Consider the following 23,039-nt stretch of genomic DNA (forward strand, 5'->3'; position numbering starts at 1 on the left):
ACGAGCGGTCGCCGCCACCCCGCTTCCGCCGCCCGCCATGGTCGCCGGGACCCGCCGGCCGCTAAGGCTGCCGGGTCCCCGCCACCACCAGCCCCAGTTCGTACGCCAGGATCACCGCCTGCGCCCGGTCCCGCAGCCCCATCTTCGCGAACAGCCGGTTGATGTGGGTCTTCACCGTGTGGTCGGTGATGGTCAGCCGGTCGGCGATGGCCGCGTTGGACAGGCCCCGCGCGATCAGGACGAGCACCTCCGCCTCGCGCGCGGTCAGTCCGTCGACCGAGCGCGGCGGGGGAGCGCTGACCCGCTGCCGGGTGAACTCCGCGATGAGCCGCCCGGTGATCTCGGGTGCCAGCAGGGCGTGGCCGTCTGCCACCACCCGTACCGCGTGCAGCAGTTCGGGGAAGGTCGCGTCCTTGAGCAGGAATCCGCTGGCTCCGGCGGTGAGGGCGTCGTACACGTACTCGTCCAGGCCGAACGTCGTCAGCATCAGTGCCCTCGTCGCCCCGCCCGACGTCGCGACGATGCCGCGCGCCGCGTCGATGCCGCTGAGCTTGGGCATCCGGATGTCCAACAGCGCCACGTCGGGCCGTAGTTCGGCCGCCCTGAGCACGGCCTGCTCGCCGTCCTCCGCCTCCCCGACCACGTCGATGTCGTCCTGGGTGTTCAGCAGGCCGGCGAACGCCGTCCGCACGACTGCCTGGTCGTCGGCCACCAGTACCCGGATCACCACGGCAGCTCCGCCTCCACGAGAAAGCCGCCGGCCGGGCCCCGGCCGGCGGTGAGTCCCCCGCCGAGCAGGGCGGCCCGTTCGGCCATGCCCACCAGCCCGTGCCCCTGCCGTCCGGAGCTGCCGGAGGGAGCGGGGCCTGGCCCGTCGTCCGTCGCGCGGACCGTCAACAGGCCCGGACTGTAGTGGATTTCCACGACGGTGTGCGCACCCGGGGCATGCCGTCGGGCGTTCGTCAGCGCCTCCTGGACGATCCGGTACGCCGACAGCTCCCAGGACGCGGGCAGTGGGGCCCGCTCGCCGGTGACCCGCAGTTCGGCGGCGCCGCCCACCGCCCGATGCTGTTCGAGGAGGTCGTCGAGACCGGCCAGCGAGGGCTGCGGGGCGGTGAGCGGGGTGGCCGTCTCGGCCCCGTCGCCCGTCCGCAGTACCCCGAGCAGCCGTCGCAGCTCCGCCATCGAGGACCGCGCCGTGCCCGCGATCTCCTGGAAGGCGTCCCGTGCCGGGGGCGAGAGGTCCGGGGTCGTGTACGTGGCGCTTTCGGCCCGCACCGCGATCACCGACACCGAGTGCGCGATCATGTCGTGCAACTCCCGTGCGATCGCAGCCCGTTCCGCCTCGGCCGCCTGCCGCCGCTCCATCGCCAGCAGCCGGGACTGCGCGGCGGCCCGGGTGTGCCGGGTCTCCTCGCGGGCCCGCACCGCGTCGCCCGTGCTCACCGCGCCCAGGACCATCACGGTCAGCACCAGAGTCTCGGCGTACAGCCCCAGGCTGAACCGGTCGGTGCCCTGGAGCGCGGGCAGCCCGGGGGAGCCGTCCCGGGCCCACCGGTCGATGTGCACGAGATTGACGGCCAGCGCGGCCAGGGAACCGGCCAGCACGAGCACCGCCGGATGCTGAACCCGGTGCCGCCCGAGCGTGTAGCAGCCGATCAGGGAGCCGGCGATGGTCGCGTACGCCATGTTGCCGTCGGTGGCGAAGCTGAGGAGGGCCGCGCCCACGGTCAGGAACCCCACGGCGGGCCGCGTCGCCCGCAGGGCCAGCGAGGCCGTGCAGACCAGCACCCCGAAGGCCGTGATCGCCGAACCCGGCACGACGGCCAGCTCCACCACCGCGAAGAGCGTCAGCGCGGCCCCGGTGAGCCAGGCGTACGCGGGCTCCGCTGTCCAGTGCCGGAACCGTCGCCGGATGCCCCGGTCCGCCGGCAGGGCGGCGCCGGCGGCGCCAACGGTGGCGGTGGCGTCGGCCGTGGCGGGGGCCGGGCGGTCCGGCGGGACGGTGCGCGTCATACCGAGATTCTTCGTCACCCGGCGGGCCGGCGCATCGGAGCGGGGGTGGAATTCGCGGCGCCGTCTCATGCCACGGGTTGACCTCAAGGACCGGACGGTGGTGTGACGTTCCGTGAACGGTCCGTTCCTAGCCTCGGACGCATGGCCACATTCGCGCTCCGCACCCCTTCCGACCTGTACCGGGACCGTCCCGCGCGGCCCGGCGACGCGGCCTGGTGGGCGTTCTGCGCAACCACCGCCCTGGCGCTCGGGACCTTCTCCTCGCTCGGCCCGCACCGGGTCTGGGGAGCCGCCGCGGCACTCGGCTACACGGCCGCCGCGGTGCTCGCGGCCCGCGGGCGGAGCCCCCGTACGGCGGGGACCGTCGCGGTCACCGGCGCGGTGCTGCTGCCCTTGCTGGTCCTTCTCGCCGTGGATCGGGCGCAGTTGGAGGTCGACGTCGTCGCCCGCTCGGCGGGGCTCCTGCTCTCCGAGGGCACGCCCTATCCCGAACGGCCCACCGTGCCCGAGGACTTCAACCCGTACCTCCCGGGCATGGCGGCCTTCGGGATCCCGGAGGCGTTGGCCGGGCCCGGGCCGCTCACCGACCCCCGGCTGTGGATGGGCGCCGCCTTCCTCGGCGCTTTCACCCTCGCCCTCCCGGCGGGGGCCCGCCGCGAACCGTCCCGGTGGATCGCCGCCTGCCCCCTGGTGGCACTGCCGCTCGCGGTCGGCGGCGTCGATCTGCCGGTGGCCGGGCTGATGTGCCTGGGGCTGGCCGGAGCGGGACAGGGGCGGCCCGGCCGGGCCGGGCTGGCGCTCGGTCTGGCCGCAGCACTCAAGTGGACCGCGTGGCCGGCGGTGCCGGTGGCCCTCGCCCTGCTCGCCACGGCCTCCGGCAACGGCCGGCGGGGGAGCGGCGCGGGCTTCGGAGACGACGGTCGCCGGGGGAGTGGCACCGCGCTCGGAGACGAGGGCCGCCGGGGGAGTCGCGCCGCCCTCGGAGACGACGGCCGGCAAGGGGGTCGCGCCGCTCTGCGCTGCGGGCTCGCCGCCCTGCTCACCGCCGCCGCGTTCGTCCTGCCCGCCGCGCTGCGTGCCCCGGGAGCCTTCCGGACCCATGTCGTCGACTTCCCCCTCGGGCTGACCGGAGCGGTCTCGTCCGCCGCCAGCCCGCTCCCCGGCCATCTGCTCGCCACCCAGCTCCCCGGCGGCCGGATCCTGACGCTCCTGCTGCTCGGGGTGAGCGCCCTGCTCCTCGCCGTCTCCCTGCTCGTCCGGCCCCCGGCGACGGCGTCGGCCGCCGCCGTGCGGCTCGCCATCGGACTGCTCCTGGCCATCGCCTTCATGCCCGCGACCCGGTTCGGCTATCTGGTGCACCCGCTGGTCCTCGCGGCCTGGGCCCTCGCCCGGCAACCACCCGCCCACCCCCGCCGCGTACGTGAACGGGTGCGCGAACTCGTGGGTGACCCCGTACGCCAACTCGTACGCCGACGGAAGCAGGCCTCCCGATGACGCGCCGGCGCACCCTCGTGGTGACCAACGACTTTCCGCCGCGCCAGGGCGGCATCGAGACCTTCGTCCATGCCATGACCAGCCGGTTCCCCACGGACTCCGTCGTCGTCTACACCTCCGCCGAACCCGGGGCGGCCGCCCATGACGCCGCCCTGCCCCACCCCGTGGTCCGCGACCCGGCCCGCACCCTGCTCCCGGTCCCGCGCGTCGCCGCCCGCGCGGTGGACATCGCCCGCCACCACGGCTGCGACAGCGTCTGGTTCGGGGCCGCCGCACCGCTCGGGCTCCTGGCGGACCGGCTGCGCCGGGAGAGCGGGGTGCGGCGGGCCGTCGCCACGACGCACGGGCACGAGGTGTGGTGGGCCCGCACGCCCGGGGCCCGGGCCCTGCTCCGGCGGATCGGCGACCGCACCGACACGGTGACCTACCTGGGCGAGGCGACCCGCGCGCCCATCGCCGCCGCACTCGGCCCGGCCGCCGCCCGCCGCATGGTGCGCCTGGCGCCCGGGGTGGACGCGGAGGCGTTCCGCGTACGGGATGAGGCCGCGCGCGAAGCCGTACGGGAGTGGCCGCGCGATGCCGTGCGGGACGAGGCGTGCGAAGCCGTACGAAAGTGGCCGCGCGATGCCGTACGGGTCGAGGAGCCCGATGCCGTACGGAAGTGGCCGCGCGATGCCGTGCGGGACGAGGCGCGGGACGGCGTACGGTCCGGGGCGCGGGACGGCGTACGGGCTCCGGCGGGTGGCGTCCGCGAGCGGTACGGCCTGGGCGGGGGGCCCGTGATCCTCTGCGCGGCGCGGCTCGTCCCGCGCAAGGGCCAGGACACCCTGATCCGCGCCCTGCCCGCCGTGCGGCGCGCGGTGCCCGACGCCGTGCTCCTGCTGACCGGCGACGGACCCTACGCCCGGGCCCTGCGCCGGCTCGCCGCGGACACCGGGGTCGCGGACGCGGTGGTCCTCGCGGGCGGGCAGCCGCACGCGGCGATGCCGGAGCACTACGCGGCGTGCGACGTCTTCGCGATGCCGTGCCGCACCCGCAGGCGGGGCCTGGAGGTGGAGGGGCTGGGCATCGTCTTCCTGGAGGCCGCCGCCTCCGGGCTGCCGGTCCTCGTCGGCGACTCGGGCGGCGCACCGGACACCGTGCGGGACGGGGAGACGGGGCACGTGGTCGACGGGCGCGACGTCGCCGCCGTCGCGGACCGGCTCGTCGCGTTGCTGCGGGACCGGGCGGGCTCCCGGGCGATGGGGGAGAAGGGCCGGGCGTGGGTCCGCGAGGCGTGGGGGTGGGAGCAGGCGTACGAGACCCTCGCGGGGCTGCTGGCCCCCTGACCGGCGTGGCAGGGCGGCGGTGGGCCGGGCAAGCTGGAGGCGGACAATCCCGCGCCCGGCGCTCCGGCCGCGCGGGACGGCCGGATCGGACAAGGACCGTGATCATGACCGGTGGCACCCGCGAGGGCATCGACCTCACCCGTGTCCTGCACGCCCCTCAGCAGCGCGTCTTCGCCGCCTGGACCTCACCGGAGGACTTCGCCGCCTGGTACGGGGGAGAGGCGGACGTCCCCCTGGACCGGGTGGCGATGGACGTACGGCCGGGCGGGGCGTGGAGCCTGGTCATCGTGATGCCGGGCGTGGAAATGCCCTTCCACGGGATCTACCGCGAGGTGAGCGAGCCCGACGGGCTCGTCCTCACGCTCAAGGACGCCTCCGCGCCGGAGGACGCCGAGGGCGAGATCGTCACCGTCACCTTCAGCGACCTCGGCGACGGGACCACCGAGCTGGCCTTCCAGCAGCGCGGCGGCAACCTCACCCCCGAGCAGTACGCGGCGGCGGAGGACGGCTGGGAGGCCTTCTTCGACGCCCTGGCCGCCCGCCTCGCCACCCATCCCTGAGCCGGCCGGTGCTCCCGTCCCCGGACCTCCGGGAGGGAGCCGCCGGCGGTTCACTTCGTCAGCGGAAGCGCCGCCAACTGCGCGATCACCCACGTCAGCGGGGCGAACAGGGCCAGCAGCGCGCCCGCCCGCAGCGCCGTCGCCCGGCGCAGCACGGCGGCCGGGGCGCCCATCCTGAGCAGCGCATCGACCGTGTGGGCGCGGGCGTGCTTGGCCTCCAGCGCCGAGGTCAGCAGCGTCGCCGTCGTACAGCCGAGGACCAGTACCGCGCCGAGCGCGGTGAGCGGGCCGTACGGGCGCTCGTCGCCTCCGTACAGCGCCGAAGCGGCGATCGCCGCGGACAGCACCGCGCAGACGACCCCGAGCGGGCGGCCGATCCGGCGCGCCTCGTCCATCAGGACCCGCCCCGCCAGCAGCCGTACGGCACCGGGGCGCATGGCCTGCAGCGCGCGCCCGCACAGATAGGTCAGGCTCGGTCCCGCCATCGCCAGGCCGACAGCGGTGAGCGTCCACCCGATCAGTACGGCCACCGGGGTGGAGTCGTACCGTCCGGGCAGCGGGAACGCGCTCCCCGCGGCACCCCGTGACGCGATCGCCTCGACCGCGAGTCCGGCAGCCGTCAGCGCCACCCCCCAGGGGAGTCCGGCCGGAGCGGGTGCGGGCTCCGGCAGCTCCTCGGAGCCGAAGGTGTCCCGGGCCGGGTCGGGCCGCGTCCGCAGCGCCAGCGCGCTCGCCGTCGACGCGGTCACCGGTACGAGCGCCAGCAGCATCAGCGCGGCGGCCAGCGGCAGCGGGCTGCCCGCGCCGAGGAACTCCGCGGCGCCCCCGTCGAACGGCATCCCGGTGAGGTCGCCGCGCAGATGGAGGAAGAAGAGCAGGGCCACCATGGAGCCGAGCGTGGTGGAGACGGCGGTGGAGACCGCGGCCAGCGCGGACAGCCGGACCGGGCCGAGGCCCACGGAGGAGAGGCCCGGCCGGGGCCGGGTGCTCGGGTCGGTCCGGGCCACCGCCACGGCGAACTGCACCGTGGCGGCCAGCGGGACGAAGCACCACAGCAGCCGCAGCACCGAACCGGCGGACGCCGGGTGCGCGGCGGCGTACCCGAGGGCGCACAGGAGGAGGAACCCGACGCCGGCCGAGGCGGCGGCCACCAGCAGCCGCCGGACCAGGACGAGGGGATGGGACCCGCGGGCTAGACGGAGAGCGAGCACGCCGCGCGGCCCTCCGCTTCCGGTTTCGCGGGCACGGTACCGGTGGCGACGCAGCGGCCGTCCAGCAGCGGGACGGTCCGGTCGGCGAGCGCGGCGACCTCGGCGTCGTGTGTCGCCAGCACGACGGTGATGCCGTGCGAGCGGACCGCCGTGGTCAGGGTGCGCAGCACCTGCGTGCGGTCCGCGCGGTGCAGGGTCGCGGTGGGCTCGTCGGCGAAGATCACGGTCGGTGCGCCGCAGAGGGCACGGGCCACCGAGACCCGCTGGCGCTGCGCCTGGAGGAGCGCGTGCGGCCGCTTCTTGGCGTAGGCGGCGATGTCCAGGCGCTCCAGCCACTCCCCGGCCGCCTTCCTGGCGGCCCGGTGCGAGACGCCGCGCAGCAGCAGGGGCAGCGCGGTGTTCTCCCAGACGGTCAGCTCCGGGACCAGCTCCGGGTCGGAGGTGATCCAGCCGAAGCGCTCGCGGCGCAGCTGTTCGCGGACCCGGGGGGCCATGGTGTGGACGGGGACGCTGTTGAACCAGACCTCCCCCTCCTGGGGCACGAGCCGGCCCGAGAGGCAGTGCAGCAGCGTGGTCTTCCCGCTGCCGCGCGGGCCGGTCACGGCGAGGATCTCGGCGTCCCGGACACCGAGGGAGACACCGCCGAGACCGGGCGATCCGTTGTGGGAGTGGTGCAGGGAACGCGCCCAGATCACGTCGTTGTCCGGCGGGGCCACCATGGCGTACACCTCGGTTCAGGTCAGATTTCCCGTTCCCCCGTACGGGGGAACGAAGACGCGGCCGATCGGTCACTCGGCACCGTAGATAGTCGGACCGGTGTGGGCGCACAGCACGCGGCCCGGATACGCCCCTTGTCACTCGAAGGGGCGTATCCGGGCCGGAGAACCGTATGAAATGACCGTCGGTGGACGATCAGCCGGGGGACCTGGTGTCGGTCAGAGCTTCGTCCAGGCCTCCGTGAGCACGGCCCGCAGAATGCCCTCGATCTCGTCGAACGTCGACTGGTCGGAGATCAGCGGCGGGGCGAGCTGGATGACCGGGTCGCCGCGGTCGTCGGCCCGGCAGTACAGGCCGTTGTCGTACAGCGCCTTGGAGAGGAAGCCGTACAGGACGCGCTCGGTCTCCTCGTCGGTGAACGTCTCCTTGGTGGCCTTGTCCTTCACCAGCTCGATGCCGTAGAAGAACCCGTTGCCGCGGACGTCGCCGACGATCGGCAGGTCGTGCAGCTTCTGGAGGGTCGTCAGGAAGGCGTTCTCGTTGTCGAGGACGTGCTGGGTGAGGTTCTCGCGCTCGAAGATGTCGAGGTTGGCGATGCCCACCGCGGCGGAGACCGGGTGGCCGCCGAAGGTGTAGCCGTGCAGGAAGGTGTTGCCGCCCTCGTAGAACGGCTCCGCGATCCGGTCCGAGACGATGCAGGCGCCGATCGGGGAGTAGCCCGAGGTCATGCCCTTCGCGCAGGTGATCATGTCCGGCACGTAGCCGAACTTGTCGCACGCGAAGATGGTGCCGAGCCGGCCGAAGGCGCAGATGACCTCGTCGGAGACGAGCAGCACGTCGTACTTGTCGCAGATCTCGCGGACCCGCTGGAAGTAGCCGGGCGGCGGCGGGAAGCAGCCGCCGGCGTTCTGCACGGGCTCCAGGAAGACGGCCGCGACGGTCTCGGGGCCCTCGAAGAGGATCTCCTGCTCGATCTGGTCGGCGGCCCAGCGGCCGAAGGCCACCGGGTCGTCGCCGAAGAGCGGGGCGCGGTAGATGTTGGTGTTCGGCACCTTGTGCGCGCCGGGGACCAGCGGCTCGAAGGGGGCCTTCAGGGCCGGGAGGCCGGTGATGGACAGCGCGCCCTGCGGGGTGCCGTGATAGGCGACGGCACGCGAGATGACCTTGTACTTGGTCGGCTGGCCCTTGAGCTTGAAGTACTGCTTGGCCAGCTTCCAGGCGGTCTCGACGGCCTCGCCGCCACCGGTGGTGAAGAAGACCTTGTTGAGGTCGCCCGGGGCGTAGTCGGCGAGACGCTCGGCCAGTTCGACGGCCTTCGGGTGGGCGTAGGACCACACCGGGAAGAAGGCGAGCTCCTGGGCCTGCTTGTACGCCGTCTCGGCGAGCTCGTGACGACCGTGACCGGCGTTGACCACGAACAGGCCGGAGAGACCGTCCAGGTAGCGCTTGCCCTTGTCGTCGAAGATGTACGTTCCCTCGCCACGCACGATGGTGGGAACGGGCGCGTTCTCGTAGTCCGACATGCGGGTGAAGTGCATCCACAGGTGGTCGTACGCGGTTCGGCTGAGGTCCTTGCTCACGGCTATCGGGTTCCCCACATATAGGTCTGCTTCTTGAGCTTGAGGTAGACGAAGCTCTCGGTGGAGCGCACTCCGGGAAGGGTCCGGATGCGTTTGTTGATCATCTCCAACAGGTGGTCGTCGTCCTCGCAGACGATCTCCACCATCAGGTCGAAGGAGCCCGCGGTCATCACCACGTACTCGCACTCGGCCATGGCCGACAGGGCCTCGGCCACCGGGTCGAGGTCGCCCTCGACGTTGATGCCGACCATCGCCTGGCGCCGGAATCCCACGGTGAGCGGGTCCGTGACGGCGACGATCTGCATCACGCCCTGGTCGAGCAGCTTCTGGACGCGCTGGCGCACAGCCGCTTCGGAGAGGCCTACGGCCTTGCCGATCGCGGCGTACGGACGCCGTCCGTCCTCCTGGAGCTGCTGGATGATTGCGAGGGAGACGGCATCGACCGCTGGCGGTGATCCGTTCCCGGTCCTGGAGTCTGCGCTGCGACTGGCCACGCCCCCACCATGCACCGCTCCTCGTCTGTCTCGCAACCCCGAATCGATGAAATTCGTTGTCTGGGTGCCTGGATCTGACTGAATCCGAAGTTAGGGGCGGGTGGGTATGTCGAAAGCGTCACCGGAACGATTAGGGTGGACGTCTCACCCATCGGACAGCCGACAGGAGGGGTGGTTGTGACCACCGAGGTGCGCCGTCTGCGCAACTACATCAACGGAGAGTTCCGGGACGCCGCGGACGGGCGGACCATCGATGTGGTCAGCCCGGTGACGGAAGAGGTCTACGCGACCTCACCGCTCTCCGGTCAGGCCGACGTCGATGCCGCCATGGAGGCCGCCGCGGCGGCCTTCCCCGCTTGGCGCGACACCACGCCCGCCGAGCGCCAGAAGGCCCTGCTGAAGATCGCGGACGCGTTCGAGGAGCGGGCCGAGGACCTGATCGCCGCCGAGTCGGAGAACACCGGCAAGCCGCTCGGTCTCACCCGCAGTGAAGAGATCCCGCCGATGGTGGACCAGATCCGCTTCTTCGCAGGGGCCGCACGACTCCTCGAAGGCCGCTCGGCCGGCGAGTACATGGAGGGTCTGACCTCCATCGTCCGCCGCGAGCCGGTCGGGGTCTGCGCCCAGGTCGCGCCGTGGAACTACCCGATGATGATGGCCGTCTGGAAGTTCGCCCCGGCGCTCGCCGCGGGCAACACGGTCGTCATCAAGCCGTCCGACACCACCCCGGCGTCGACCGTGCTGATGGCCGAGATCATCGGGCAGATCCTGCCCAAGGGCGTCTTCAACGTCCTGTGCGGCGACCGGGACACCGGCCGTGCCATGGTCGAGCACCCGACCCCGGCGATGGCGTCCATCACCGGTTCGGTACGGGCGGGCATGCAGGTCGCCGAGTCCGCGGCCAAGGACGTCAAGCGGGTCCACCTGGAGCTCGGCGGCAAGGCGCCCGTCGTGGTCTTCGACGACGCCGACATCGTCAAGACCGTCGCGGGCGTCTCCGAGGCGGGCTTCTTCAACGCGGGCCAGGACTGTACGGCCGCCACCCGCGTCCTGGTCCACGAGTCGATCCACGACGAGTTCGTCACCGCGCTCGCCAAGGCCGCCGCCGACACGAAGACCGGGCAGCCGGACGACGAGGACGTGGCGTACGGCCCGCTCAACAACGCCAACCAGCTCAAGCAGGTGAGCGGCTTCATCGAGCGGCTCCCCGCCCACGCCAAGGTCGAGGCGGGCGGCCACCGGGTCGGCGACAAGGGCTACTTCTACGCCCCGACCGTCGTCTCCGGCCTGAAGCAGGACGACGAGATCATCCAGAACGAGGTCTTCGGACCCGTCATCACCGTCCAGTCCTTCACCGACGAGGACCAGGCCGTCACGTACGCCAACGGCGTCGAGTACGCGCTCGCCTCCTCGGTGTGGACGACGAACCACTCCCGCGCCATGCGCATGTCCAAGAACCTCGACTTCGGCTGCGTGTGGATCAACACCCACATCCCGCTGGTCGCCGAGATGCCGCACGGCGGATTCAAGAAGTCCGGCTACGGCAAGGACCTCTCCGCGTACGGCTTCGAGGACTACACCCGTATCAAGCACGTCATGACGTCCATCGAGGACTGACGGCTTCGCTGTGACCGTGCACGGCCCCGGGCTTCGGTCCGGGGCCGTGCACGTGCCACCTCTGTACAAGGTGTGCGGGGCGGGCCCGCCCCGCTGGACGCTTGGTCCATTGTCCGGGTGACCGGCGACCGGCATTCTGCGCGGGTGCGAGCGATCAGGAAGAACCCCATGTCCCGCCGTTCCCTGCTGCGCGCCCTCGGGGCGGGAGCGGCCGGCGCCACCCTGGCCGGCTGCGGGGTGCCCGCGGCCTTCGTCGAACCCGGCGACCGGGCCGGCCGCGACCGCTCCGCCACCGACCACACCCTGCACTTCGCCAACTGGCCGCTCTACATCGACACCGACGACGACGACGAGTCGAAGCGGCCCACTCTGGACGCCTTCTCGCAGCGGACCGGGATCTCCGTCACGTACACCGAGGAGATCAACGACAACGACGAGTTCTTCGGGAAGATCAGCCCCGCGCTGATGAACCACCAGGAGACCGGCCGGGACCTGATCGTCATCAGCGACTGGATGGCCGCCCGCTTCGTCCGGCTCGGCTGGGTCCAGGAGATGGACCGCGCGGGGCAGCCCAACGTCGGCAAGTACCTCGACCCGCTGCTGCGTGAGCCCGCCTTCGACGAGGGGCGGCGCCACAGCGTCCCCTGGCAGTCCGGGATCACCGGCATCGCCTACAACCGCAAGAAGCTCGGCCGCGAGCTCCGGTCCACCGGCGACCTGTGGGCGGACGACCTCCGGGGCCGGGTCACCCTGCTCTCCGGGCTCGACGAGTCGTTCGCGCTGCTCATGCAGGGCAACGGCGTCGACATCACCCGCTGGACGGCCGACGACTTCCACGAGATCTGCGAACAGACACAGAAGCGGGTCCGCTCGAAGCACATCCGCCGCTTCACCGGCAACGACTACATCAAGGACCTCGCCACCGGCGACGTGCTCGCCTGCCAGGCGTACTCCGGCGACGTCATCCAGCTCCAGGCCGACAACCCCGACATCGAGTTCGTCGTCCCCGAGGAGGGCGCCGAACTGTGGGCGGAGTCCTTGATGATCCCCAACCTCGCCCGCCACAAGCGCAACGCCGAGCGGCTGATCGACCACTACTACGCCCCCGAGGTCGCCGCCGAACTCGCTGCCTGGGTCAACTACGTCTGCCCGGTTCCCGCCGCCCGGGACGTCCTGGCCTCCTCGAAGGACGAGGAGACGGCCGCACTCGCCGAGGACCCGCTGATCTTCCCCGACGGCGCGATGCGCGAGCGGCTCGCCATCGCCCGCGACATCACCTCCGAGGAACGGATGGACTTCGCCAAGAAGTGGAATTCCATCGTCGGCTTGTGAAGCCCACCCGGTCCCCGTCATCCCGCTGCTGATCGTCCGCCGCATGATCATGCGTCTCAAGGCACTGGAGCAGGCGGCCACCGCGACCCCGGCGGCCGTCCCGGCGAGCGCCTGACGGCCTCGGTCGTGCGCGGGCGGGCGTTCGCGGGGCCGCGACCGGCTCACGCGGCCGGGCTTACGCGGCCGACTCACCCGGCCGGCTCACGCGGCCGGCGGCGGTCCGAAGGCGGCCACCACGATGCCCATCGCTGTGGCGTTCATGTCCTTCCCCTTCGCGTCCGTCGCGCCGACGCTGTAGACCAGCGTGCGGGAGAGATCGCGGGTGGCCGCCACCGCCGTGTTGTACCCCCAGCGGCCGCCCGTCTTGCCCCACACCTGGCGGCCCCCCAGGGTGAGCACCGAGAGGCCGGCGCTGAACCGCGCAGGCTTCCCGGAGCCGTAGGTGCGCACCGAGGCGTCGGGCAGCGTGAACATCTCCTCCAGCAGCGGCCCGCGCACCACCCGCCCGCCGAACAGGGCGGTGGTGAAGCGCTCCAGATCGGCGGTGGTCGAGATGATGTCCCCGGCCGCCCACCCGTCGGTCGGCCCCCACACCGTGACATCCCGCAGCTCGTCGTCCCCCTCCGGCGTCGCGAACACCTGGTAGCCCCGGTTGTGCGGGCCGCGGATCGTGGGGTCCGCGCCGGGGAAGTACGTGGACCGCATGCCGAGCGGGCGCAGGATCCGATCCGACACCTCGCGCGCGTACGCGTGCCCGGTGACGCGCTCGATCAGCAACCCCAGCACCGTGTAGTTGATGTTCAGGTAGTGCTGGTTGGCGCCCGGCGCGAACTCCCGCTCCTTCGCCGTCGCGGAGGCCACCATGGAGCGCGGGGTGTGGACGTCGAAGCGGTGCGCGTACCACTCGTCCAGATTCGTGCCCGGCAGGTCCGCGGCGGGAATGCCGCTGGTGTGGTCGAGCAACTGGCGTACGGTCACCTCACCGTACGCGGCCGGGATCAGGTCCGGCAGATAGTGCCGGGCGGTGCGTTCCAGGGACAGCTTCCGCTCGCCCGCCAGTTGCAGCACCGTGGCCGCCGTGAACACCTTGGTCACTGATCCGGCGCGGAAGCGGCCCGCCGGATCCGCAGGCCGGCCCGAGGGCAGATCGTGCACACCGGCGCTGCCGCGCCACGCCCCGCCGGTACCGCCGACCCGGACGAGCGCGGCGACGGCGTCCTGGCGTGGCAGGCCGTCGATCGCGGTGCGCAGGGCTCGGCCGTCCGGGGCGTCCTGGGCCCGGGGCGCCCCGGAGGCCGGCGGGCGGGAGCCCGGAGTGGCGTCGGCGGAGGCGCTCGCGGACACGGGCCCGGCCGCCCCGCAGGCGATGGTGAGGACCAGGGCGGTGGCCAGGAGCGTGCGGGCGGATCTGTTCACCGGAAGCCTCCGAGGGAGAGAACGTCGTCAACTGCTCGTGGACTCCATCCTGTTGACCCGGCGCCCGCAGCGGATCGCCCGCCCGGGCGGTCCTCGGCGGGGGGCTCGCTCCCCCGGCCGGGGGAGGGAGCGCCGGTGGCTCACCCGGCCGAGGGAGCCACGAGCCCGGTCTCGTAGGCGCAGATGACGGCCTGGATGCGGTCGCGCAGCCCCAGCTTGGACAGCACGTTGCTCACATGCGTCTTCACCGTGTGCTCGCTCACCACGAGCGCCGCCGCGATCTCCGCGTTGGACAGGCCCCGCGCCAGGTGCAGCAGGGTCTCCCGCTCCCGTACGGTCAGGACTTCCAGCAGGCCGGCCGACGGCGCGGGCCGGCCCGCCGGGCGGGAGGTGTACTCGGCGATCAGCCGCCGTGCCACCGAGGGGGCGACCAGCGACTCCCCGGCCGGCCACCACCCGCACCGCGTGCACCAGATCATCCCGGCGCACGTCCTTCAGCAGAAAGCCGCTCGCGCCCGCGTGCAACGCCTCGTACACGTACTCGTCCGCGTCGAACGTGGTCAGCATGACCGTCCGGCAGCCCCCTTCGGCGGCGATCTCCCGGCACGCCGCGATGCCGTCCAGCACCGGCATCCGGATGTCCAGCAGCGCCACGTCCGCCCGCAGCCGCCGCACCGCCGCCACGGCCTGTGCTCCGTCCCCCGCCTCCGCCACCACCTCGATGTCGGGCTGGGCGTCCAGGATCATCGCGAAACCGCTGCGCACCAGCTCCTGGTCGTCCGCGACCACCACCCGGACCGTCACCTCCGCACCCCTTCCGCCCCGGGCGCGAGCGGCAGCCCGACGACCAGCTCGAAGCCCCGGCCGCCGGGGCCGCCACCGGCCCGCACCGTGCCGCCGTGCGCGGCGGCCCGCTCCCCGAGCCCGATCAGCCCGAGCCCCTGGGTGGCCCCGGGCCCCTGCCCGTCGTCCCGCACCGCGATCGTCAACTCATCTTCCGCATAGCTCAGTTCCACGTCCACGCGGTCGGCCCGCGCATGCTTGACGACGTTCGTCAGGGCCTCCTGCACGATCCGGTACACGGTCGCCCCGGTGTCCTGCGGCAACGCGCGTACCGTCCCGGTCGTCGTCACGACGACCTCCGGGCCGCCGCCGCGCACCCGCGCCAGCAGAGCCGGCAGCTCCGCGAGCCCCGGCTGCGGCGAACGGGGCGCGGGAGCCTGGCCGGGGCCGTCCTCGCGCAGCACCCCGAGCATCCGGCGCAGCTGCACCATCGCGTCCCGGCCCGTCTCGGAGATCGCGTCGAACGCCGCCTCCGCCCGCTCGGGGGCGGTCCGGACCGCCACCGGGCCGGCCTCCGCCTGCACGATCATCAGACTCACCGCGTGCGACAGGATGTCGTGCATCTCCCGGGCGATCCGGGCCCGTTCGCGCGCCGCGGCCCGCTCCGCCTCGATCCGCCGGCCCAGCTCCGCCTGCCGGGCCCGGTCCTCCACCGCCGCCACATAGGCCTTGCGGGTGTGGCTGAGCCGCCCGAAGGCGTAAGCGGCACCGAACACGAACAGCGAGAACAGCAACTCCCGCGCCTCGCCCGAGTTCCAGGCCACCGACGGGAACACCGCCCCGCCGACCAGCACCGCGACCGCCAGCCGTTTGCGCGGCGGGGACAGTTCGGCGACCGTGTAGAACGTCACCAGCCCGGCGTACGGCAACGGCTGGCCCGGACCGTCGAGGGCCAGCGTGTACAGCGCGCCGCCCCCGAGCGCCGCCAGGAGCGTGGTGACCGGCGCGAGGCGCCGGGCGACCAGCGGCAGCACGGTCAGGGTCGTCAGACCGTACGCGCCCCACGTCGCCTCCGGCAGGTCCGGTGCGCGCGGCACGACGAACGGCATGGTCACCGCGGCCTGCACCGCGAGCGTGATCCACAGATCGACGGCCCGCGGCCCGCGCAGCCGCGCCGGCAGCGCGCGCAGCCGTGCCGACAGGCCGCGCAGCCGTGCCGACAGGCCCGGGGCACGCATCAGGGCTTCCGGGCCACCACCCCGAACTGCGCGACCTCCGGCTCCCGCGGGTTCGTACGCCAGCGGGAGCAGGAGACGATTCCCGGCTCCAGGAGCTCCAGCCCGTCCAGGAAACCGGCGAACTCCTCCCTGCTGCGGGCGGTGATGGGCGGGGTGGCGTTCTCGTTCCAGAAGCGCATCGCCGCCTCGTTGCCCTCGCCGCCCAGCTCCAGCGTCGGGTGGGTCAGCACCAGATGGCTGCCCGACGGCACGGCCGCCATCAGCGTCCGCACGATGGACCGCGCCTCGTCCACGTCCAGCACGAAGTTCAGGATGCCGAGCATCATCACCGCGACCGGCCGACCCAGGTCCAGGGTGGGCTCGGCGGCCCGCAGGATCTGCTCGGGGCGGTGCGCGTCCGCGTCGACGTACTCGGTCGCGCCCTCCAGCGAACTGGTCAGCAGGGCACGGGCGTGGGCCAGCACGATCGGATCGTTGTCCACGTACACGATGCGGGCGTGCGGCGCGGTGTGCTGGGCGATCTCGTGGGTGTTGTTCACGGTCGGCAGCCCGGTGCCGATGTCGAGGAACTGGTCGATGCCCACGTCGCCGGCCAGATGGCGCACCACACGGCCGAGGAACGCCCGGTCGGCGCGCGCCACTTCACCGATGCTCGGGTACATCCCCGTCACCCGGTCGCCCACCGCCCGGTCCACCGGGTAGTTGTCCTTGCCGCCCAGCCAGTAGTTCCACACACGGGCGTTGTGCGCGACGTCGGAACGTATCCGGGCGGTGGCCGCCTGCGGTCGGGGGTCCATCACAGCTGCTCCTCGATGACCAAGGGCCCGGCGCCCCGGAGCGGCGGCGGGCGGTGCGGGGCTCCCATCATGCCGGACCGATCAAGAACCGCCGCGACCGGGCGAGTTGGCCAGCAGCCGGTGAAGCGTGTCGATCCGGTTGGTGGTGATCGAGTCGACGCCCCGCTCGATCAGCCGGCGCATCGTGCGCTTCGTGTCGGCCGTCCACGCGGAGACGAGCAGCCCGTCCCGGTGCGCCCGGTCCGTCAGCTCCCGGCTCACCAGGCCGAAGCGGTAGTTCAGCCAGCGCGGCCTCACCGCGGCCAGCAGCTCCGGACGCGGCGGGGCCAGCGTGGTCCAGGTCAGGGCGATCTCGGCGGACGGATCGGCGGCGCGCACCCGCAGCATCGCGTCCGCGCTCGCGCAGTAGTACGCCCGCTCGCCCGCCCCGCACTCCCGGACCGTACCCACGATCTTCTTCACCGAGGCGTCCGTGGAGCCGGGCAGGTCCACCATCACCCGGTGCGCCCCGACGGCGAGCAGCGCCTCGCGGAGCGTGGGCACCCCGCCGCCCGTCAGCTCCTTCAGCTCCGCGTGGTCCAGCCGGTCCAGCCGCCGGTGGTGGCCCCACAGCCGCTCCAGCGTCGCGTCGTGCAGCAGGACGGGCACCCCGTCGCGGGTCACCCGCACATCGATCTCGACCGCGTCCGCCCCCCGTTCGAGGGCGGAGCGGATCGAGGGCAGGGTGTTCTCGCGCGCGAGATACGGATCGCCGCGATGTCCTACGGCGGTGACGCTGGTGACGGTGTTGGCCATGGGGCCATTGTCGACGACCGGGTCAGCGGCCGGGAGCCCGGAGCCAGTTCGTCGTGTACGCGTCGATCTCCTCGGCCAGCTTCCGCCGGCCCGCCGGGTCGAGGAAGGAGGCCTCCACGGCGTTCTTCGCCAGCTCCGCGATGCCGCGCTCGTCGAGCTCCAGCAGCCGGGCGGCCACCGCGTACTCGTTGTTGAGGTCGGTGCCGAACATCGGCGGGTCGTCGCTGTTGACGGTCACCAGCACGCCCGCCGCCACCATTTCCCGGATCGGGTGCAGCTCGATGTCCGTGACCGCGCGGGTGGCGATGTTCGACGTCGGGCAGACCTCCAGCGCGATGCGGTGCTCGGCGAGGTGCTCCAGCAGCCTGGGGTCCTGGACGGAGGTGGTTCCGTGGCCGATGCGCTCGGCGCGCAGTGCGGTCAGGGCGTCCCAGATGGTCTGCGGCCCCGTGGTCTCCCCGGCGTGCGGCACCGAGTGCAGGCCCGCGGCGATGGCCCGGTCGAAGTACGGCTTGAACTGGGGGCGCTCCACCCCGATCTCCGGCCCGCCGAGACCGAAGGAGACGAGCCCTTCGGGCCGGTGCTCCAGCGCGAGCCGGACGGTCTCCTCGGCGGACTGGAGCCCGGCCTCGCCAGGAATGTCGAAGCACCAGCGCAGGACGACGCCCAGCTCGGCCTCGGCCGCCCGGCGGGCGTCCTCAATGGCCTCCATGAACGCGACCTCGGGGATGCCCCGGCGGGTCGAGCTGTACGGGGTCACGGTCAGCTCCGCGTACCGGATGTTCTGCCGGGCCATGTCCCGCGCCACCTCGAAGGTGAGCAGCCGGACGTCCTCGGGGGTGCGGATCAGGTCCACCACCGAGAGGTAGACCTCGACGAAGTGCGCGAAGTCCGTGAAGGTGAAGTAGTCGACCAGCGCCTCCGGGTCCGTGGGGACCTTGGTGTCCGGGTGTCGGGCGGCCAGCTCCGCGACGATCCGGGGCGACGCCGACCCGACGTGGTGGACATGAAGCTCGGCCTTGGGCAGCCCGGCGATGAAGGGGTGCGGATCGGTCATCGGAAATCTCCCGTTCGGCGTGACGTCGGCCGGGCGTCCCGGCCCCACCGATCATCGCAGGCGGGGTCCGGGGCGTTGAGGCCTGGCCGTAGCATGACGGAATCACGATGGGGGAGGCCCATGTCAGACAACACAGAGCAGCCCGGGGGCGGGGCCGCGCCGCGCGATCCGTGGGCACCGCCGGACAGCAGGGTGGAGCTGGGCAAGCCGGGTGCGCACACGCCGCCGCCCGCCCCGGTCCACGCCCAGCCGACCGTGACGTCGATGCCGGGCGCCGGACCGGCCGCGGGGGACGGCACCGGGCCGATACCCCGGGCCGGCGGCTTCGGACCCGCGCCCGCGGACGTACCGCCGCCGCCGATCGGCCCGAACGGCCCCGGCCACGCGGCCCCGCCGCCGCCCGCCGCGCACTACGGCTACCCGGCCCCGCCCCCGCAGCCGTACGGCGGCTACCCGGGCTACGGCGCCTACGGAGCGGGCCCGGCCGGCTGGGCCCCCGCGCCCAACAACGGACTGGGCACGGCCGCGATGGTGATCGGCATCATCTCGGTCGTCGGCTTCTGCATGTACGGCGTCAACATCATCCTCGGCATCCTGGCGCTGATCTTCGGCATCATCGGCCTCGGCCGTGCCAAGCGTGGCGAGGCCACCAACCGGGGCATGGCGCTCGCCGGGGTCATCCTCGGCTCCGTCGGCATCGTCGTGGGCGCCGCGATCCTCGGCCTGATCATCTGGGCCGCGACGAGCGCCGACAGCGACGGCGACAGCGACTACGACGGCACCTACGACGACCCGTTCGCCACGTCGCTGGTCGTCGAGGACCGCCGGTAGAGCGGACAGCCCAGGGACGTCGTGTCGATCCCGGCCGGGCAGGGAAGCACTCCCGGCCCGGCCGGACGTCGTAGCGACGGCCCGTACGAGAGGCGTCGTGCGCGGGGCCCGTACGCAAAGGCTCGGCCCCGCGCCGCGCCGCAGAGGGCTCAGCCCGCCCGCAGCCTCTCCCGCGCCTCCATCAGTGCGAAGCCCAGCAGATTCAGCCCCCGCCACTGCTGCGGCCGCTCCACCCGCTCGTCGTCCGCCGCGAACCCGATGCCCCAGATCCGGTCCAGCGGGGACGCCTCCACCAGCACCCGGTTCCCGGTGCCCAGGAGGAAGCCGCCCAACTCCGGGTCCTGCCCGAACTTGTGCGTGCTGCCCTCCACGACCAGGGCGAACCGCTCCCGTATCCACACGTCCTCGTCGAAGCCGCGCACCAGGCGTCCCGCCTTCTTCGCCGCCGCCGGGCTCTTCGCCGACACGGCCGCCCGCTCCGCCTCCGGATCGCCGAAGAGCCGCGCCTTGCCGGCCATCATCCAGTGCTCGGCGCTCGCGTACGTCACCCCGTCCACCGTGAACGGCGACGGCCACCACTGACTGAGACAACTGCTCCCCAGCCGCCCGTCAGGGCGCGGGCGGTGTCCCCAGAACGGCAGGTACTTCACCCGCCTGCCCCGCGCCACGTCCGCCAGAAGTTCATCGATCGGCCCCATGGCATGTGAGTGTGGCATCCGCCACTGACACTCCGTACGGGGATTTCCGCACCGACCCGACACATGGTCGACAGATTCCGTCGCGTAACCAAAAGGAAACAACGGAATCACTTGTTGGGCTCGGACCCCTCTGTCAGGATCGGCACTCAATTCACGAAGAAGCTACGCCGACCCCGCCCAGCGGGCACCGCGGCGGAGGAGAGCGTCATGAGCAACGGCTTCCAGGTTCAGGACCGCTTCGCGGAAGGTGCGCAGTACATCGGCGGCAAGCTGCTCCCCGGTACGTCCGGCAACCACCACGAGGTGGTGAACCCCGCGACCGGCGAGACCGTGCTCCGCTACGAGCTGGCGGGCGCCGACGACGTGGACGCGGCCGTCGCCGCCGCCCGCGCCGCCTTCCCCGGCTGGTCCGGCGCCACCCCGGGCGAACGCTCCGAGGCGATGCACCGCTTCGCCGCCGTCCTCGCCGAGCAGGCGGACGACTTCGCGTACGCCGAGTCCCTCCAGTGCGGCAAGCCGATCAAGCTCTCCACCGAGTTCGACGTCCCCGGCACCGTCGACAACGCCGCCTTCTTCGCGGGGGCGGCACGCCACCTGGAGGGCAAGGCCGCCGCCGAGTACGACGGCGACCACACCTCCTACGTACGCCGCGAGGCGATCGGCGTCGTCGGTTCCATCGCTCCCTGGAACTACCCCCTCCAGATGGCCGCCTGGAAGGTCCTTCCGGCCGTCGCCGCGGGCAACACCATCGTTCTGAAGCCCGCCGAGCTGACCCCGCTCACCTCGCTGATGTTCGCCCGGGCCGCCACCGAGGCGGGCATCCCCGACGGCGTCATCAACATCGTCACCGGCGCGGGCAGGGACGCCGGTGAACACCTCGTCGGCCACCCCGACGTCGTGATGACCTCCTTCACCGGCTCCACCGCCGTCGGCAAGCGGGTCGCGGAGATCGCCACCGCCACCGTCAAGCGCCTCCACCTGGAGCTCGGCGGCAAGGCCCCCTTCGTGGTCTTCGACGACGCCGACCTGGAGGCCGCCGTCCACGGCGCGGTCGCCGGCTCCCTCATCAACACCGGCCAGGACTGCACCGCCGCCACCCGCGCCTACGTGCAGCGCCCCCTCTACGACGCCTTCGTCCGGGACGTCGCCGCGCTCATGGAGACCGTCCGGCTCGGCGACCCCTTTGACGCCGCCACCGACCTCGGCCCCCTGATCAGCCACGCCCAGCGCGACCGCGTCGCCGCCTTCGTCGAGCGGGCCCGCGGCTACGCCCGGGTCGTCACCGGCGGCGAGGCCCCCGGCGGCGACCTCGCCGACGGCGCGTACTACCGGCCCACCCTCGTCGCGGACGCCGCCCAGGACAGCGAGATCGTCCAGTCGGAGATCTTCGGCCCGGTCCTCGTGGTGCTGCCCTTCGACACCGACGACGAGGGCATCGCCCTCGCCAACGACACCCCGTACGGACTGGCCGCCTCCGCCTGGACCCGCGACCTGTACCGCGCGAACCGCGCCACCCGCGAGATCCAGGCGGGCTGTGTGTGGGTGAACGACCACATCCCGATCCTCTCCGAGATGCCGCACGGCGGATACAAGGCCAGCGGTTTCGGCAAGGACATGTCGGCGTACTCCTTCGAGGAGTACACGCAGGTCAAGCACGTCATGTACGACAACACCGCGGTCGCCCGCAAGGACTGGCACCGCACGATCTTCGGGGACCGATAACAGCTGCCGCACGACCAGGGCCCACGGGCCCGAGCGGCCTCCCACCCGAAAGGGCAACGCGTATGGAGAGTTACGAGCCCGAGCACCTCTCGTCCGCCCAACTGGCGGCCATGAGGCGTTCCCTGACCAGCGGCAGGGGCGCCCTCACCCGCCGCTCCCTGCTGCGCGCCTCCGGCATGGGCGCGATCGCACTGGGCGGCATGGCCACCCTCGGCGCGTGCGGCATCCCGCCCGCCAAGCGCGCCGACGCCGGTGTGGCCTCCGACGACCACTCGGCCAAGGAGAAGGAAGTCACCTTCTCCAACTGGACCGAGTACATGGACGTCAGCGAGGACGAGAAGGGCCGCCCCACCCTGGAGGCCTTCACCAGACGCACCGGGATCAGGGTCAAGTACACCGAGGACATCAACGACAACGTCGAGTTCTTCGGGAAGATCAAACCCCAGCTCGCGGCCGGCCAGAACACCGGGCGCGACCTCATATGCGTCACCGACTGGCTCGCCGCCCGCATCATCCGGCTCGGCTGGGCGCAGAAGCTCGACCCCTCGAACCTCCCGCACGCCTTCGCCAACGTCTCCGCCCAGTTCCGCACCCCCGACTGGGACCCGGGACGCGCCTACTCCTACCCCTGGACCGGCATCCCGACCGTCATCGCGTACAACGTGAAGGCGACCGGCGGCCGCAAGGTCGACTCCGTCACCCAGCTGCTCGACGACCCGAAGCTCAAGGGCCGCGTCTCCTTCCTCTCCGAGATGCGCGACACCGTCGGCATGACCCTCCTCGACCAGGGCAAGGACCCGGGGAAGTTCACCGACGCCGACTTCGACGGCGCGATCGGCCGCCTCCAGAAGGCCGTCGACAAGAAGCAGATCCGCCGCTTCACCGGCAACGACTACACCGCCGACCTCAGCAAGGGCGACATCGCCGCCTGCGTCGGCTGGGCCGGGGACGTCATCCAGCTCCAGGCCGACAACCCGGACATCAAGTTCACGATTCCGGCCGCCGGATACATCACCTCCAGCGACAACCTCCTGGTCCCCGCGCAGGCCCGGCACAAGACCAACGCCGAGAAGCTCATCGACTACTACTACGAACCGCCGGTCGCCGCCCAGCTCGCCGCGTACATCAACTACGTCTGCCCGGTCGACGGCGTACGCGACGAACTCGCCAAGATCGACGAGTCGATGGCCTCCAACACGCTGATCCTTCCCGACCAGGAGATGGCGGCGAAGTCCCGCTCCTTCCGCTCCCTGACCACGAAGGAAGAGACGGCGTACGAGGAGAAGTTCGCCAAGCTCATCGGCGCCTGACCACCGGACCCGCCGCCGGCCGCGTCGTTCGCGACGACCCGCC

20 protein-coding genes and 1 pseudogene are annotated in these 23,039 nt (G+C 72.5%); 8 read left to right on the forward strand and 13 right to left on the reverse strand.

The window, feature by feature from the left end:
• Positions 1 to 61: 61 nt before the first annotated feature.
• Together ACH4KB_RS03695 and ACH4KB_RS03700 are read right to left on the reverse strand one after the other, a co-directional pair.
• A complete protein-coding gene (locus ACH4KB_RS03695) occupies positions 62 to 730 on the reverse strand; it encodes a response regulator (protein ID WP_398063173.1) in 669 nt (222 codons plus the stop codon).
• Positions 724 to 2,016 carry a sensor histidine kinase gene (locus tag ACH4KB_RS03700; RefSeq protein ID WP_398063175.1) on the reverse strand — a complete coding sequence of 431 codons (1,293 nt, stop codon included), beginning with the start codon at positions 2,014 to 2,016 and terminating at the stop codon, positions 724 to 726. The genes ACH4KB_RS03695 and ACH4KB_RS03700 overlap by 7 nt, the downstream gene beginning before the upstream one ends.
• Positions 2,017 to 2,157: 141 nt before the next feature.
• On the opposite strand from ACH4KB_RS03700, the gene ACH4KB_RS03705 reads away from it, so the two are divergent.
• From ACH4KB_RS03705 to ACH4KB_RS03715, 3 genes are all read left to right on the forward strand, one after another.
• Positions 2,158 to 3,510, forward strand: coding sequence for a hypothetical protein (locus ACH4KB_RS03705; RefSeq protein ID WP_398063177.1), 1,353 nt, complete (start codon positions 2,158 to 2,160; stop codon positions 3,508 to 3,510).
• Positions 3,507 to 4,838 carry a glycosyltransferase gene (locus ACH4KB_RS03710; RefSeq protein WP_398063179.1) on the forward strand — a complete coding sequence of 444 codons (1,332 nt, stop codon included), beginning with the start codon at positions 3,507 to 3,509 and terminating at the stop codon, positions 4,836 to 4,838. The genes ACH4KB_RS03705 and ACH4KB_RS03710 overlap by 4 nt, the downstream gene beginning before the upstream one ends.
• Positions 4,839 to 4,942: 104 nt before the next feature.
• Positions 4,943 to 5,398, forward strand: coding sequence for an SRPBCC domain-containing protein (locus tag ACH4KB_RS03715; protein WP_018960709.1), 456 nt, complete (start codon positions 4,943 to 4,945; stop codon positions 5,396 to 5,398).
• Between the two features lie 50 nt (positions 5,399 to 5,448).
• On the opposite strand, the gene ACH4KB_RS03720 is transcribed toward ACH4KB_RS03715, so the two are convergent.
• The 4 genes from ACH4KB_RS03720 to ACH4KB_RS03735 form a co-directional block, all read right to left on the reverse strand.
• Positions 5,449 to 6,609 (reverse strand): hypothetical protein, encoded by a 1,161-nt coding sequence (locus ACH4KB_RS03720; RefSeq protein ID WP_398063181.1) that lies wholly within the window; start codon positions 6,607 to 6,609, stop codon positions 5,449 to 5,451.
• The gene (locus tag ACH4KB_RS03725) at positions 6,591 to 7,328 is read right to left on the reverse strand and encodes an ABC transporter ATP-binding protein (protein WP_398063183.1); all 738 of its coding nucleotides are present in this window, start codon (positions 7,326 to 7,328) and stop codon (positions 6,591 to 6,593) included. The genes ACH4KB_RS03720 and ACH4KB_RS03725 overlap by 19 nt, the downstream gene beginning before the upstream one ends.
• Before the next feature lie 216 nt (positions 7,329 to 7,544).
• A complete protein-coding gene (locus ACH4KB_RS03730; protein WP_398063185.1) occupies positions 7,545 to 8,924 on the reverse strand; it encodes an aspartate aminotransferase family protein in 1,380 nt (459 codons plus the stop codon).
• Complete coding sequence (locus ACH4KB_RS03735; protein WP_228923198.1) at positions 8,909 to 9,400, reverse strand: Lrp/AsnC family transcriptional regulator; 492 nt, start codon at positions 9,398 to 9,400, stop codon at positions 8,909 to 8,911. The genes ACH4KB_RS03730 and ACH4KB_RS03735 overlap by 16 nt, the downstream gene beginning before the upstream one ends.
• Positions 9,401 to 9,577: 177 nt before the next feature.
• Here ACH4KB_RS03735 and ACH4KB_RS03740 point away from each other — a divergent pair, with 177 nt between their 5' ends.
• Together ACH4KB_RS03740 and ACH4KB_RS03745 are read left to right on the forward strand one after the other, a co-directional pair.
• Complete coding sequence (locus ACH4KB_RS03740; protein WP_398063187.1) at positions 9,578 to 11,017, forward strand: gamma-aminobutyraldehyde dehydrogenase; 1,440 nt, start codon at positions 9,578 to 9,580, stop codon at positions 11,015 to 11,017.
• 168 nt (positions 11,018 to 11,185) lie between these two features.
• Entirely contained in the window at positions 11,186 to 12,349 is a 1,164-nt protein-coding gene (locus ACH4KB_RS03745; RefSeq protein ID WP_398063189.1) for a spermidine/putrescine ABC transporter substrate-binding protein, read from the forward strand.
• A 201-nt stretch (positions 12,350 to 12,550) separates the two neighbouring features.
• Here the strand turns inward: ACH4KB_RS03745 and ACH4KB_RS03750 are convergent, their stop codons facing one another.
• From ACH4KB_RS03750 to ACH4KB_RS03775, 6 genes and pseudogenes are all read right to left on the reverse strand, one after another.
• Positions 12,551 to 13,765, reverse strand: a complete 1,215-nt coding sequence (locus tag ACH4KB_RS03750) for a serine hydrolase domain-containing protein (protein WP_398063191.1) — start codon at positions 13,763 to 13,765, stop codon at positions 12,551 to 12,553.
• A gap of 152 nt (positions 13,766 to 13,917) precedes the next feature.
• Positions 13,918 to 14,512, reverse strand: a pseudogene (locus ACH4KB_RS03755) (response regulator); the annotation flags it as partial.
• Positions 14,513 to 14,565: 53 nt separating this feature from the next.
• Positions 14,566 to 15,786, reverse strand: a complete 1,221-nt coding sequence (locus tag ACH4KB_RS03760; RefSeq protein ID WP_398063193.1) for a sensor histidine kinase — start codon at positions 15,784 to 15,786, stop codon at positions 14,566 to 14,568.
• The gene (locus ACH4KB_RS03765) at positions 15,786 to 16,583 is read right to left on the reverse strand and encodes an SAM-dependent methyltransferase (protein WP_398063195.1); all 798 of its coding nucleotides are present in this window, start codon (positions 16,581 to 16,583) and stop codon (positions 15,786 to 15,788) included. The genes ACH4KB_RS03760 and ACH4KB_RS03765 overlap by 1 nt, the downstream gene beginning before the upstream one ends.
• An 81-nt stretch (positions 16,584 to 16,664) precedes the next feature.
• Positions 16,665 to 17,378: a glycerophosphodiester phosphodiesterase gene (locus ACH4KB_RS03770; RefSeq protein ID WP_398063197.1), complete on the reverse strand. Its 714-nt coding sequence runs from the start codon at positions 17,376 to 17,378 to the stop codon at positions 16,665 to 16,667.
• Between the two features lie 22 nt (positions 17,379 to 17,400).
• A complete protein-coding gene (locus tag ACH4KB_RS03775) occupies positions 17,401 to 18,435 on the reverse strand; it encodes an adenosine deaminase (RefSeq protein WP_398063199.1) in 1,035 nt (344 codons plus the stop codon).
• A 120-nt stretch (positions 18,436 to 18,555) separates the two neighbouring features.
• Between ACH4KB_RS03775 and ACH4KB_RS03780 the strand changes: the two genes are divergently transcribed.
• Entirely contained in the window at positions 18,556 to 19,266 is a 711-nt protein-coding gene (locus ACH4KB_RS03780; RefSeq protein WP_398063201.1) for a DUF4190 domain-containing protein, read from the forward strand.
• Positions 19,267 to 19,415: 149 nt separating this feature from the next.
• On the opposite strand, the gene ACH4KB_RS03785 is transcribed toward ACH4KB_RS03780, so the two are convergent.
• Positions 19,416 to 19,964, reverse strand: a complete 549-nt coding sequence (locus ACH4KB_RS03785) for an NADAR family protein (protein WP_398063203.1) — start codon at positions 19,962 to 19,964, stop codon at positions 19,416 to 19,418.
• A 207-nt stretch (positions 19,965 to 20,171) separates the two neighbouring features.
• Here ACH4KB_RS03785 and ACH4KB_RS03790 point away from each other — a divergent pair, with 207 nt between their 5' ends.
• Complete coding sequence (locus ACH4KB_RS03790; RefSeq protein WP_398063205.1) at positions 20,172 to 21,686, forward strand: gamma-aminobutyraldehyde dehydrogenase; 1,515 nt, start codon at positions 20,172 to 20,174, stop codon at positions 21,684 to 21,686.
• Positions 21,687 to 21,748: 62 nt separating this feature from the next.
• Positions 21,749 to 22,996, forward strand: a complete 1,248-nt coding sequence (locus tag ACH4KB_RS03795) for a PotD/PotF family extracellular solute-binding protein (RefSeq protein WP_398063207.1) — start codon at positions 21,749 to 21,751, stop codon at positions 22,994 to 22,996.
• Positions 22,997 to 23,039: the final 43 nt, after the last annotated feature.

Origin of the sequence: Streptomyces sp. NPDC017520, from assembly GCF_044329855.1 — a bacterium.
GTDB lineage: Bacteria > Actinomycetota > Actinomycetes > Streptomycetales > Streptomycetaceae > Streptomyces.